The sequence below is a fragment of the Geobacillus sp. PLS 41 genome (genome assembly GCF_056494105.1).
In genome coordinates this window covers 3447524-3460661 of the sequence record NZ_CM151395.1, presented here as the reverse complement: position 1 = coordinate 3460661, position 13138 = coordinate 3447524, and the positions used below count along the sequence as shown (strand labels likewise).

The window sequence follows — 13138 nt, the reverse complement described above, 5'->3', positions numbered from 1 at the left end:
GAATGGATGAAATCACGCCAGCTTCTCCGGTGTCATCTCGTTGTCCAACGATTCTTCCGTTCGCAGGGGGGAGGCCTTAGGCCGCCCGTTGCACCTGGGACAAGACGTCCTGTTTCATTCGCTCCGCGTCAAACGCTTGTTTCTTCGTACAAATCGCAAACAGCACATTCAACAGCTTCCGGCACAAGGCGACGATGGACTGCTTTCCGGTCAGCGGATTGACGGATCGGGTCGTATAATACTCATGCAGCTCGCGAAACGCCTCGTTATGCCGAATCAGCGGAATCATCGCCCGAAACAGCACCGAGCGCAACCGTTTCCGTCCCCGTTTGGAGATGTGCTTTTGCCCTTTGCGCTGGCCGGAGGAGTTCTCCTTGAGCGTCAGGCCCGCCAACTTCACCAATTGGCGCGGGTCCCGATAATGGGCGAAGCTGCCGATCTCCGCCAGCAGATCGATGATCGTGGCGTCTCCCAACCCGTCGACCGTTTTCAACCATTGGTACTCCATCGTCGTTTGAACCAATGCCTTCAACTCGGCGTCCAGTGCAGCGATCTCCGCCTCCAATTGGCGGTATCGGCGGACGAGCGCGGCGATCTCAAACCGGGCCATCGCTGTCCCTTCCGTCACCCCAATCGAGTCCTTCGCGGTGTTGATCAACGCCTGAATTTTGGCCTTCTGCGGGCATTTCATCCCTTCGCTTTGCCGGTACACCTCAAGAAGCTCCTCCACCGTCCGGCCGGCCATATCAGCCGGAAGCGGCGTCCACTCCAACACCGAAAGCGCCGTTTTCCCCAAGTCACGAAACACGGTCCAAAACTCTGGAAAATACCGATCCGTCCAGCGGACGATCGCGTTTTTCACCGCCGTCTGTTCCTTGCGGAGCTTCTCTTTGAGCGTGCTCCCCACGCGCAAATCGGCTTCAATCTCGTGCAGCAGCCGGGGAACGAGGAATCGTCCGTCTTTTGCCAGTCTGGCAATGACCAGGGCGTCTTTGGCGTCGTGTTTCGTCGGCAGGTTGTCATCAAGTTCTTTCGACCGGCACACATGCGCCGGGTTGACCATGACCAACGGGATCCCGTGCTCCTCGAGGAAGTAGGCCAGGTTCAACCAGTAGTGCCCGGTCGGCTCCACGGCGACGATCACCTCTGACTTCCCGAACGCTTGCATCGCCCCCTGAATCGCTTTATACAGCTGTTGAAACCCCTCTTTCGACTGGAAGATCGGGAACGATTTGCGAAGCACGCGCCCCCGGTCATCCACGAAGCAGGCGTAGTGGGTTCGTTTCGCGATATCAATACCCACGACAAGCGTTTGTTCGGTTACTTGATCAATTTTATAGTTTTGTGTACAATTCATCTGAAGTCCTCCTTGGTATGGTGAGTGATGTGGTTGACACCCCTGCATCATACCAAGAGGGCTTTTTTTGATCAAGTCCCCGGAAAAGCTCCTAACGGGAATGCTCCTTTTGACAACACAAAATACAACTCGAATGGCGTGTCGATTTCAAGCGAACTCATCACTTCTTTATAAAAAATGACACCCGAATTTTTGTAAGAGATCAGTTCTTTTTTTAGATGAAGCAGATTCTGAAATTGATTAGTATCGAGCAATTGGCGTAAGGTGATCGGTTTCATGCTGTCAACTCCATTTACTGAATGTTTAATACGATTTCAATATCCTTTTCATCAAGTAAAATCACTTTTTCAACAATCGTTTTAATTAATGATTTTGCTTCCGGGACTGGTAAAACATCGATTGCATCGATCACATTGTTCATTTTTTCTTTCACCATTGCCTCAAGCTTTTTTACATCCACCGAAGAAGCATTTTCCGTTTTTTGAACTTCTGCAATGATTTGTTCCATCCGCTTTTTTTCTTCATTTAAATCTTCTAATTCAATGAGTCCTGCAGTGTACGCTTCCACTTTTCGTTTATAACGGTTTTTAGCGGTTCGAATTTTTTGCTCGATTGTGCTCTCTTCGTTTTCAGCAGCCTTTTGAATAAGATGAGGAATCATTTGGGAGTTAATCGAATCGGCTAACTTTAATAACCCATGTTTAAACCATGATTCCACATCGTCAGCGCGGTACTGTTTGCTTGTACACGTTCCTTTGTTTTTGTTAGCGGAACAACGGTAAACGCGATAGCGATTTTTCGCTGAACCTGACCAACCAATGCTCATTCCTGAACCACATCTGCCGCATTTTAATAGTCCACCAAGCAAATGCGGACTTGTCTGTGCTCGAGGTGCCATTTGTTTTTTATTTACTCTTTTTTGTACTTGTTCCCATGTAGCTTGATCAATAATAGCTGGACAAGCGTCTTCAAGGACAACCCAATCAGCGTCATCTTTTTTTACCCGCTTCGATTTACTGGAATCCATGCGGTTCCAAAACAGGGTTCCTTTATATACGGGATTCGTAAGCATTAGTTTAATAGCCCGAATCGACCATTCTTTTTTCTGACGAGAAGGTATTCCTTCTTCATTTAGCTTTTTAGCAATCGCATAGTAGCCGAGCCCTTTATTAAGGTACCAATCATAAACGTTTCGAACGATTTGTGCTTCCGGTTCATAAATAACCAACTCTTTATTCTGTAACCGATAACCGTAAGGGCTTTGTGTTAACCATTTTCCTTGTCTGGCTGCGTGCAGCATGTTTTCAAAAACACGTTCCCGAATTCGTTCTCGTTCAAACTCAGCAACCGCACCTAAAACCTGTAAGGTGAGACGACCGGATGGAGTATTGGTGTCAAACGATTCACTAATCGAAATAAATGAAACGTTATGCTCCTGGAACATATCAATTAATTTCAAAAGATCCAATAGTCGTCGGCTCAAACGGTCCAATTTCGTGACTAATATTTTGGAAATCGTCCCCTTTTTTACTTCCTTTAATAAACGATTTAATTCCGGACGATCAAGATTCTTAGCAGAATAACCGTCATCTATAAAAAGTAGAGGTTCTTCACTCCATCCCATGGCTCGGCAATAAGCTTTTAGCCGTTCTTGTTGTTCATCGAGCGAAATCCCTTCCCGAGCTTGTTCGTCCGTAGAAACGCGGCAATATAAAGCAATCGATCTTTCTTGAAAAGTGTCTTTCATACAGATTGCCTCCAACACTGTTTGTCCCATATCCCATATATATGTGTGGATGAACCAAACAATGAGTTTGGGCGATTTGCAGGGTTGTCCCACCTCACTTTCTGCATATGTATGAGCAAAGGGGGAATACGATGGAAGATGTGAAAGTTCGCTTCTCCGTAAATAGCAGTTTAGGAAAATTTTCATTTGACGACATCCACGATCTTCATAGCCACCCCGTTGCTCAAATGATCCAAGAAAAAATGGTTGCATGGGAACAGAAGTTTAAGGGAAGCGCAATTCATCACCTATTGCATAAAGAAATCGGTCAGGAACAAGCCAAACAGATTCAAGTTGCCTTCCAACAAAAAGAGAGCCAACCGATCGATGGTTAGGCTCTCCTTTTTTGTTAATTTTATTCATGATTATAAACATATGTTTATTATAGTGAATAAAATTCCCAAAATTTGTTTATCATAAAATTAGCGAGTGGAGTTTTCATTTAAAAACAAATGAACTCCTCGTTCCAGTGTGGAAAGGAGGTAATCAGCGACTTCAGGGTGCTTTTGTTCCAATTCCTTTAGTTGTTTCATGACATGCTGGATCCGAATATCGAATTCGCTATCACTGGAATGTGTTGTTTCAACAGGAAGGAGTGAGAGTTCTTCTTGAAGTTTTTCGAGAAGTGAAAGCTGAATGGTATCTGTTTTACCCGTTTCTAAATTGCTGAGATAAGCGGGAGAAACATTTAACCGTTCAGCGAAAGCATTTAAACTGATTCCTTTTTGTTTTCTTAGCACACGAATTCGTTCTCCTATATGTTGCAACATATTCGAATTCCTCCATAAAAATGGCTAGACGCATGTATTTTCAAAGAAATACAGGTTTGGTTAGAAACAAAGGCTTTATTGTATTTCAACATTCATCCAAAAAAATCCTGTTTGTAAGCTTAAGTTTTAGAAAAACATCATAAATTTTTTGAGGAGAGATAGAAATGAAAAGAAAAATCCCAAAAGTAACTTGCCAAGTCGTTTCTATTCAATATGTTCATGATCCAGAGGCAGCTGAAAAGTGGTTTGACTTGTACACAGATATTATTTTGAAGCAAATACAGAACAGGCAAGAAACGAAAAGGGACTCGGAGGTGTTGGATGATTGAAAACGGTTGCTTACTACCGCAACTCGATTAGCAAAGAAAAGCAGAAGTTATCCATTGAAATGCAAATGCAGCATGTGCATGAGGTAGCAGCAAAAAACCGTTTATTGATCGATGATGAGTTTATGGATCGAGAAACGTCCGCCAGAAAAAAGAAAATGGAAGAGAGAAAGGGCATGGCGCAGCTAATCGAGGAAATAAAAAAGGGGCGCGTAAAAAATTTAATTGTGTACAGCCGTTGCCGCTTGGCACGAAATGTACAACAGTATATGAGTTTATATGATTTACTAAGGCAGCATAAGGTAAATGTCATTTTCGCAGCGGACTTTGAATTTCCTATGATGTATACGGCGGAGGCTGAATTAATTGAACGGATTGTCGCCGCCATGAACCAGGAAGATGCTGAAAAATTGGTTCAAAAATTGCAAGATTCTAAAGTAACTGTAGCAAGAGAAGGAAAACATGCTGGGGGACGTATTCCATTTGGGTATCGATCACCCCGAGAGGATCTTGAAGAGGATAAGGAGGAGTCTGATTGGATTTTAGTTGAAGAGGAAGTAAAGACAATCCAAAACGTTTATGATTTATTTTTGCAAAAAGATTTTAGCTCCCTCACAAAATTTGTAGAGATAGTAAACGAATTGGGACTGCGCTTTAAAGATAATAAGGAATGGAACTATTCTAATATGCAAAACGTTCTTACAAACCCTATTTACAAAGGAAAAAGAATATCTCACATAAAGGGAGAAGAAATTGAAAAAGATGTGCCGCATCTTAAGATTGTCGATGAAACAGTATGGGAAAACGTTCAAAAGAAAATGAGTAAGGTTGTAAAGAGACGCAAAAAATCAAAAGAAAATCAAAATGAAAACCATGTATTTTTATTAAAAGAGCTTGTTTATTGTGATGAATGTAATCAAGTAATGCATGGCAAGCCACATCAATTAAAGGGTAAAACGTTTTTAGTGTATAAATGTAAAAAACATTCCAAAGTGCGAGCATCAAAAGATTGGTTAGAAAACACAGTTATTGAACATGCGAATGAGTTCTTTAACCAAATTATTCATACGCAATTTGCGGAGGTTATTGAGAAAATATACAAGGGAGAAACGAAGGGATATATCGAAGCCATTAAGCAAATTGACCGTGAACTGAAACAGTTAGAGGAAAGTATGGTACAGAGAGTGGAGCATGCTCTGGCAAAGGAAGAAGAACTTCAATTAAACAAGTCGATGTTACAGATGTTAAAGAAATATGAACAAAGCTTGTTTGTTAAATCCGAATTAGAATCCAGGATTTTCGAAATGAACGAAAAGTTTAAGACGATACATGATTGGAAACAGGAATCATCGTTGAAAATGATTGATCCGGACATGGAAGACGATCAAAAAATAGAATTGCTGCAGGACATTATCTCTCGTGTTCGGGTCAGTAAAGAGAAAATTGAAATTATTTTCCGTCATCCATTATTTACAGGATTGGAGGGAAGGGAAGAAATTGGACTTATCTAAGATTTTGACACCCGGCATGAAGGGGGTTTTTTATGGTCGGCATTCCACGCATAAGCAGACAATGGAAACACAGCGTCGTAGCGCCTATGATTTAGCCGAAAAATATCAGTGTACAATTGTGGAGGAAATTCTGGACGAGGGAGTGTCTTCACGAAAAAAAGATCGTGAAGGATATAAGCGATTGATTGCTGCAGCTTATGAAAAGAAATTTGACTTCGTTATTATCTACTCACATTCCCGTATTGCACGCATACCTGAAGAACATGATCTGATACGCGCAACGATGCATATATTAGATATCCCAATCATCGAAAGTGAAACAGAAAGTTTATATGATTTTGGCGACACTATTTTTAGAGCGATTAAAGATGGAATAGCCAAATATGAGCTGGATAAAATCCGGATCAATACAAAAAATGCAATTGAAACGTTGGCGAAAAATGGACGATGGACAGGTGGCAGGGCTCCGTTTGGGTATCAGTATACTTCCAAAAAGGAAGGAGGAACTGAAAAGTTTGATATAGTGGAAGCTGAAATAGAATTGGTGAAAAAAGTGTTTGAGTTATATAAAAATCATCATGGTTTTTCATCTATTGCCAGACAGCTTCCTGAAAACAGTTATCGTGGAAAAGCATGGACTAAGGACCGTGTAAAAAACATCATTACGAATCCCTTTTATGCAGGTTATATCGCGATCAGAAGAAAGCACGAAAAGAAACACAATGCGTTAAAAGACAGAAGTGAGTGGATAATGAAAAAAAGTCCACTTATTCCGGCGGTTTTAACGATTGAAGAATGGGAATATTGCTGGAATCTATACAAAACAAAGAACGAGAGAAAAATTCCACCGAAACACTTTAAAACATCTTTTCTGTTAACAGGTTTGTTAAAGTGCCAAAATTGTAATGGGGGGTTAATTGGAAAAGATCAGCGAACGACGAGCAACCAGGGAAAAGTATATGGAAAGAAAGTGTATTTATGCAAATCATGCAATTATAAAATAGATGCAGATGATGCACATCAAACGGTATTAAAAGTATTCAGAAGTTATCAAGGTGTAGATACAGAGAAACTGATCTCGGCTGTTCAGGAAAAAGTGGAAACAGAAATTAGCAACATCAAGAAAAGTATTGAGGATTTAAAAGTGTCATGGCAAACAGAAAAACGAAAACTCCAGCTTTGCGATATTGAAATTGAAAAAGCCTTTAAAAGGAAGGAAGAAAAGGAACCTCACATCAAAATATTGATCATTACAAAAGATCGAATCCTAAACAAAGTTCATCAAATTGAACGTTGGATTGAGGAAAAAGAGGCAAAAATAAAATTCTTAGAAGAGGTTCAAAAAAATGAAAATTTAATTAGAGATCATTTAAAACAATTTCAGGCTCCTGTCTCTAGCTGCAATGAAGATATGCGAGCGTTGTTCCTGTATTTATTTGAAGAAATTATGGTTAATAAAAAAGGACATTTGCAATGTAAACTACGTTTCAATTTAGATGATAAATGATACAAAAATCTCCTCATTTGCAGGAGATTTTTTTATTTATGTAATAACATATCTCGGTGATTAGGTGCATATATTGGTAGGTAAAGCAATTTTTCTCGGTAATTAAGGGTAGGACCCGATCGCGATCAGCCCCAAATTACCGATATTGATACGACTGAAATTCAAGAAAAACCTTTGATTTCAAGGGACAAGCTGGGGTTTGTCCTAATTTTATTATGGACAAGGAAGTCCTTTTTTAACAGTTCTCGGTTATTTGGATAGAGGAGATTTGGAAACTCGGTAATTAGGTTGGTTAAGTATTACTGTTACATCTTATCGATCCAATGTCAAAGATGATTAGACCAACTGTGTTGAAGAATATGTTAGTGCAATACCGTGTCAATGCTTAAAACAGAATAATGAGAATTAGAAAAAGAAATCGAAACTAAACAACAAGATCTAATTCTATTCTCATTACAACTTTAAACAAGGAGGAGAGAACTTCCTTGTTTTTTAGCGACTAAAGTAAAGTTACATCACTAATGTTATGATCATAAATTTACCTTGATTCAAAATTAGATTAGGCGAACAAGCAAAATTGTTCGGTTTTGGAGTAGTAACAAGGAAAATCCAAGGATTTGCAGTTCGGCAAGGAGGTAGTTGAGGGATATGAAGGTTTTATATTAAAAAGAATCAGAATACTAAATGGGTTTTTGTTGAAATAAAGGTAATTTATTCGTTAAAATATTGGTGGTATCTGCCAATTGGGGGAGGTTTAATTGTTAATTCCATTTTGGTTTCGTTTATTATTTCTTTTTATGTCTTATTTTCCTTTATTTTTGGTACTGTTTATAAAATTTTTTAATTATGAATTCCTTGTTTATTGTATTAAATATTGGAGGTTTATCGATATATTGTTTCTGTTAGAGATTAAAACATTAAATGGAGTAATGGGACTTATATCAACTTTGCTGCTGGTAATTTCATTATTATCGATATTGTTTATATTGTTTGAATTAAGAACCACAGAGAAAAAAAGGATTGGACAGAAAAAATATACCATTAAGAAAATACAACCTAGGGATAGGGATATATTAGTTTACCTTGTTACTTATGTTTTACCGCTGATTAGTCTAGATATGGATAATTTTAGGGATATAATAGTTTTATTTGTTCTTATTCTTTTAATATTCTGGTTATCGATGTATTCAGATTTACTTTATGTCAATCCAGTTATGGCAGCTCTAAAATTAAGAATATACGCTATCGAAACAGATTTAGGTGAAGCACTCCTTATTTCTAAAAATGATAAATTCGAGGAATGCTTAGGTAAAAAAATAATTTGTTATCGTTTTATTAGAGATAAAGAAACAGTATTAATCGATGGGAGTAGGGGGCAACAAAATGAATGATGAATTGATTTATGTAAAAGAAAAAATTAATGAAATGGAACATAACAATGATTACGTTTACCAGTTATTTATAGTAGGTTCTGTACTAAGAGAAGGAACACAATCTGTTTATGATGATTGTGATCCAAAAGAAATTCCAATCGACCAATCAGTACAAGATTGGTTGTTGGGAACCACAAAGGCTTTGCTAGAGGATGTAACAGAAAATTATCAAGTATTAAATATTAGAGAAGTTGACGAAGAAAGCGAGACAATAAAAAGATATATTGAAATAAATAATTTAAATCAACTTTATTTATGGACTCAGCGTATAAATAATGAGCAAGTTGAAAATGATGCAAGGACTTTAATAAATAGAGATGATTTTAAACCTAAAGTGTTATTAGCGAAACTTGAAATTGATGATGAAATGAAGGTTTATTTTTTAAAAATAATAAACGAAAGTGTATTTCTAAAAAAACGTAAAATACTTGAAGTTGTGGATAGAGGTGATTATCAGATCTCCCAAGAAAGAGACAAGAAGCTTTTTTTAGACGATCAATGGGACGGAATTATAATTGGTAATAATGTTCTATTGTACAATGAAAATAAAATTTTATCTTTGTTTAGATATTATGAAAGATTTAGACAAGCAGCAGATGAAATAGTCGAACAGATAATGGAAAAAGGGATTGTTTCAGATGATTCTAACTTTTTACAATTTGTTCAGTCTCAGATAAGTCTTCAAAAGAAGCTAGCTAAGGCAGCTGATTATGGGTTGGAACGCATAAAAAGAGAGCGTATTGAGGAATTGATAAATACTGGCATGATTAATTTGCAATTAGATGAGCAAGGCAGGATAGTCTGTACCACAAAAGAAGAAGCGCGATTGGTTATTGATGTAATATTAGACAATTTTGTTTCCTCTTTAATTACTGATGATAAATACCGAGCTATCAATAAAATGCGTATACAATAATTACTGTGTTTTGTTGTGTCAGTGTTGGAATAAAATAAGCATCTTAGATAAACGAAGGCTGGGCGACGTATTGGCATCAGCGCATTTTGCGCGAGATGGATTTGACGAGCGATGAGGCGATTGAATTTGCGAAACTGAACGCCAACGTCGTGCAACCGTCGCGCACTGGCATCAATCCGTATTATTTAGGACTGAAAATTTTTGAAGACATTGAAGAGCGGTGGAACAACCCGACTGAGGAGATGAAAAAATACGGCGTCAAGCCGGGGTCGGGGAGGGCGAAAATTTTTGAAGTGCGCGAACTCGAATCCGACATTTCGTTTTTGCGCAACTATTTAACGAAAGAGCTCGTCATGCGCGAAGATATGTATTTGTTCCAAAAACAGGGGAAAGAATATAAAATCGTCGACAAAAACTGGGAGCATATCCGCGACCAACTCGTCAGCATGCGGGTAAACGGCGGATTCCCGTATATCACGGTCAATGACGGCGATTATATGCGCAACGGAGAGTTGTATTTGAAGCATTGGTATGAAGGAATCGAACTCGATCTGAAGTATTTAGAAAAAGTGCTCCCATACATTTATCAGTTGTGGGGCCGTCCGGTCCATATGGAGACGGTCGTCGAGGAAAAGCCGATGTTGTTTACGTATGACGGGAAAACGGTGCATCGGAAATATTTATAACATAAGGGCAGGGATCTCCTGCTTTTTTTGTTTGTCACGATGAATATGTGAAAAATGACACAAATTATTCGAAATCATGCCGGATAGCGTCCCCGATTTTATGAAATAATATGAAGTGGATAATTTGTGATGGTTGTCACAAATTCTTCACCACTGTTTGTTCGCCCGGGGGGATGGATATGTGGAAGCGGCATGAAAAAACGCTTGTGTTCGTTAGCTTTGCTGTTGCGGCTGTTGTCTTGCTTTCCTTGATTGGCCGCTTGTTTTCATAAGGGGGGATGAATCGTGAACGGTTACGATCCGGTGCTGCTTAGCCGTATTTTGACGGGATTGACGCTGACGGTCCACATCATTTATGCCACGATCGGCGTCGGGATTCCACTGATGATCGCCATTGCTCAGTGGGTTGGGATTCGCAAAAATGATATGCATTACATCTTACTCGCTCGCCGCTGGACGCGCGGTTTTGTCATCACCGTAGCGGTCGGCGTGGTGACAGGAACAGCGATCGGCTTGCAGCTGTCGCTTTTATGGCCGAACTTTATGCAGCTGGCTGGCCAAGTGATCAGCTTGCCGCTGTTCATGGAGACGTTCGCCTTCTTTTTTGAAGCCATTTTCCTCGGCATTTATTTGTATACATGGGATCGGTTCGAAAATCAGAAAAAACATTTGCTTTTGCTTATCCCGGTGGCAATTGGGTCTTCAGCATCAGCCATGTTTATTACGATGGTGAACGCGTTTATGAATACGCCGCAAGGGTTTGAATTTAAAAACGGCGAGCTTGTCAACATCGATCCAATCGCGGCTATGTTCAACCCAGCGATGCCGACGAAAGTCGCCCATGTGCTGGCGACTTCGTATATGACGTCAGCATTCGTGCTTGCTTCGATCGCCGCTTGGCATTTATGGAAAGGCAATCGTCACATTTATCATCGCAAGGCACTTCATTTAATGATGAAAACAGCTTTTATTTTTTCGGTAGCCAGTGCATTGATTGGCGACTTATCGGGCAAATTTTTAGCCGAATACCAGCCAGAAAAGCTGGCGGCCGCTGAATGGCATTTTGAAACGAGCTCCCATGCACCGTTGATCCTGTTCGGCGCGCTCCAAGAAGACGGGGAAGTGAAATATGCCTTGGAAATTCCATATGCCCTTAGCATTTTGGCCCATAACCATCCCGCTGCGGTTGTGACCGGACTGAACGAAGTTCCGGAAGATGAACGCCCACCACTGTACATTCATTACTTATTCGATGTGATGGTCACGATCGGGGTGTTTTTAATGGTTGTCGCAGCCGCGTATTGGCTCGGATCGATTTTCCGCTGGAAGTGGACGGCGAAAAAGTGGTTTTTTGGACTGCTGGTGGCGGGAGGGCCGCTGGCGATGGCTGCGATTGAGGCGGGATGGTACTTAGCGGAAGTCGGGCGGCAGCCGTGGATTTTGCGCGGCTATATGAAAACGGCGGAAGGAGCGACATCGTCGGCGCATGTGGATACGATGCTTGTGTTGTTTTGCCTTTTGTATATGGTGTTAGTAATTGCGAGCGCAACAGTGCTCATCCGTATGTTCCGCCGCAACCCGGTTGAACGGGAGCTGGCAGAGCGGGCCAATAACGGGGAGGTGGCGCCATGACGCTCGAAGTCATTGGCATTTCGGTGTTATGGCTGTTTTTGTTCGGGTACATTATCGTTGCCTCGATTGATTTCGGGGCTGGGTTTTTCAGCGCCTATAGCCATTGGGCAAACAAACAGCATATTTTGCACCGCATCATTCAGCGCTATCTTTCCCCTGTATGGGAAGTGACGAACGTCTTTCTTGTCTTTTTCTTTGTCGGCATTGTCGGCTTTTTTCCGAAAACGGCGTATTATTACGGTTCTATTTTGCTTGTCCCGGCGAGCATCTCCATCATTTTGTTAGCTATTCGCGGCTCGTACTATGCGTTTCATACGTATGGGGGGACGGAACGGAACTGGTATTTAATCGCTTATGGATTGACGGGGTTGTTTATTCCGGCCTCCCTGTCCATCGTGTTGACGATTTCCGAAGGCGGGTTTGTGGAGGCAGGCGCCTCAGGCGTTGCGCTGGATTATGGGAAGCTGTTTGCAAGCCCGTTGTCATGGAGCATTGTGCTGCTCAGTGTGACGAGCGTTCTTTACATTTCTGCCGTTTTCTTAACGTACTATGCGGACGAGGCCAAGGATGAACGGGCGCGGGCGCTGTTGCGCCGCTACGCTCTTCTTTGGAGCGGGCCGACGATGTTGTCAGCGCTGCTCATTATTTACCAGCTCCGCTACCATAATCCCGAGCATTACGCCAACCTATGGAATGTGGCGTGGATGCTGGTCATTTCCTTTTTGTTTTTTGTCATTACCGTTTGGCTGCTTTGGCGGCAGCGGCGGTTCGGCTGGGCGTTTATTGCGCTGTTGTTTCAATATGCGTTCGCCTTTTACGCCTATGGCATTTCACATTATCCGTATTTGTTATACCCGTATTTGACGATTTATGACGGGTTTACGAATGAGACGATGGCTATGGCGTTGATCGTCGCGTTTATTGCCGGCCTCCTGTTATTAATTCCGTCACTTTATTTGCTTATGCGCCTCTTTTTGTTTAACAAGGCGTACGTTAAAGGAAAATGGGAAGGGGGAAAAGGATAATGCAAACATTTTTGATCATGTATGCGCCGATGATCATCGTCGCCCTGTCGATCATCGCCGCGTTTTGGGCTGGTTTGAAAGATGTGCACGTAAATGAGTAGACACAATTTCAGCGTCTTGGTAATGCATAGTTTGCCGCCAATCGCCCACACTAGCGGATGACAACGAATAGAGAAAGGATGGGCGATG

Annotated in this window: 13 protein-coding genes and 1 pseudogene; 10 read left to right on the top strand and 4 right to left on the bottom strand. The window is 41.1% G+C overall.

Annotated elements, in window-relative coordinates; genetic code table 11:
* Positions 1-76: 76 nt before the first annotated feature.
* The 3 genes from ACVX3G_RS17290 to ACVX3G_RS17280 form a co-directional block, all read right to left on the bottom strand.
* Positions 77-1357: an IS110 family RNA-guided transposase gene (locus ACVX3G_RS17290; RefSeq protein WP_012749092.1), complete on the bottom strand. Its 1281-nt coding sequence runs from the start codon at positions 1355-1357 to the stop codon at positions 77-79.
* Between the two features lie 71 nt (positions 1358-1428).
* Entirely contained in the window at positions 1429-1635 is a 207-nt protein-coding gene (locus tag ACVX3G_RS17285) for a hypothetical protein (RefSeq protein WP_014194954.1), read from the bottom strand.
* A 14-nt stretch (positions 1636-1649) separates the two neighbouring features.
* Positions 1650-3104 carry a recombinase family protein gene (locus ACVX3G_RS17280; RefSeq protein ID WP_011230099.1) on the bottom strand — a complete coding sequence of 485 codons (1455 nt, stop codon included), beginning with the start codon at positions 3102-3104 and terminating at the stop codon, positions 1650-1652.
* A 131-nt stretch (positions 3105-3235) separates the two neighbouring features.
* Between ACVX3G_RS17280 and ACVX3G_RS17275 the strand changes: the two genes are divergently transcribed.
* Positions 3236-3478: a hypothetical protein gene (locus ACVX3G_RS17275; RefSeq protein WP_011230100.1), complete on the top strand. Its 243-nt coding sequence runs from the start codon at positions 3236-3238 to the stop codon at positions 3476-3478.
* A gap of 87 nt (positions 3479-3565) precedes the next feature.
* Here the strand turns inward: ACVX3G_RS17275 and ACVX3G_RS17270 are convergent, their stop codons facing one another.
* Positions 3566-3913 (bottom strand): helix-turn-helix domain-containing protein, encoded by a 348-nt coding sequence (locus tag ACVX3G_RS17270; protein WP_011230101.1) that lies wholly within the window; start codon positions 3911-3913, stop codon positions 3566-3568.
* A gap of 164 nt (positions 3914-4077) precedes the next feature.
* On the opposite strand from ACVX3G_RS17270, the gene ACVX3G_RS17265 reads away from it, so the two are divergent.
* The 9 genes and pseudogenes from ACVX3G_RS17265 (at position 4078) to cydS (ending at position 13050) form a co-directional block, all read left to right on the top strand.
* On the top strand, positions 4078-4242 hold the full coding sequence (locus tag ACVX3G_RS17265; protein ID WP_011230102.1) for a hypothetical protein: 165 nt from the start codon (positions 4078-4080) through the stop codon (positions 4240-4242).
* On the top strand, positions 4239-5750 hold the full coding sequence (locus ACVX3G_RS17260; protein WP_011230103.1) for a recombinase family protein: 1512 nt from the start codon (positions 4239-4241) through the stop codon (positions 5748-5750). Before ACVX3G_RS17265 ends, ACVX3G_RS17260 begins: the two co-directional genes overlap by 4 nt.
* A complete protein-coding gene (locus ACVX3G_RS17255) occupies positions 5737-7257 on the top strand; it encodes a recombinase family protein (RefSeq protein ID WP_011230104.1) in 1521 nt (506 codons plus the stop codon). The genes ACVX3G_RS17260 and ACVX3G_RS17255 overlap by 14 nt, the downstream gene beginning before the upstream one ends.
* Before the next feature lie 758 nt (positions 7258-8015).
* On the top strand, positions 8016-8648 hold the full coding sequence (locus ACVX3G_RS17250) for a hypothetical protein (protein WP_011230105.1): 633 nt from the start codon (positions 8016-8018) through the stop codon (positions 8646-8648).
* Positions 8641-9606, top strand: coding sequence for a Kiwa anti-phage protein KwaB-like domain-containing protein (locus ACVX3G_RS17245; RefSeq protein WP_011230106.1), 966 nt, complete (start codon positions 8641-8643; stop codon positions 9604-9606). The genes ACVX3G_RS17250 and ACVX3G_RS17245 overlap by 8 nt, the downstream gene beginning before the upstream one ends.
* Before the next feature lie 47 nt (positions 9607-9653).
* Positions 9654-10292: pseudogene (locus ACVX3G_RS17240) on the top strand (SpoVR family protein); the annotation flags it as partial.
* Between the two features lie 285 nt (positions 10293-10577).
* Complete coding sequence (locus ACVX3G_RS17235; protein ID WP_011230108.1) at positions 10578-11924, top strand: cytochrome ubiquinol oxidase subunit I; 1347 nt, start codon at positions 10578-10580, stop codon at positions 11922-11924.
* On the top strand, positions 11921-12949 hold the full coding sequence (locus ACVX3G_RS17230; RefSeq protein ID WP_011230109.1) for a cytochrome d ubiquinol oxidase subunit II: 1029 nt from the start codon (positions 11921-11923) through the stop codon (positions 12947-12949). Before ACVX3G_RS17235 ends, ACVX3G_RS17230 begins: the two co-directional genes overlap by 4 nt.
* On the top strand, positions 12949-13050 hold the full coding sequence (gene cydS, locus ACVX3G_RS17225) for a cytochrome bd oxidase small subunit CydS family protein (protein ID WP_011230110.1): 102 nt from the start codon (positions 12949-12951) through the stop codon (positions 13048-13050). The genes ACVX3G_RS17230 and cydS overlap by 1 nt, the downstream gene beginning before the upstream one ends.
* The last annotated feature ends 88 nt before the right edge of the window (positions 13051-13138 follow it).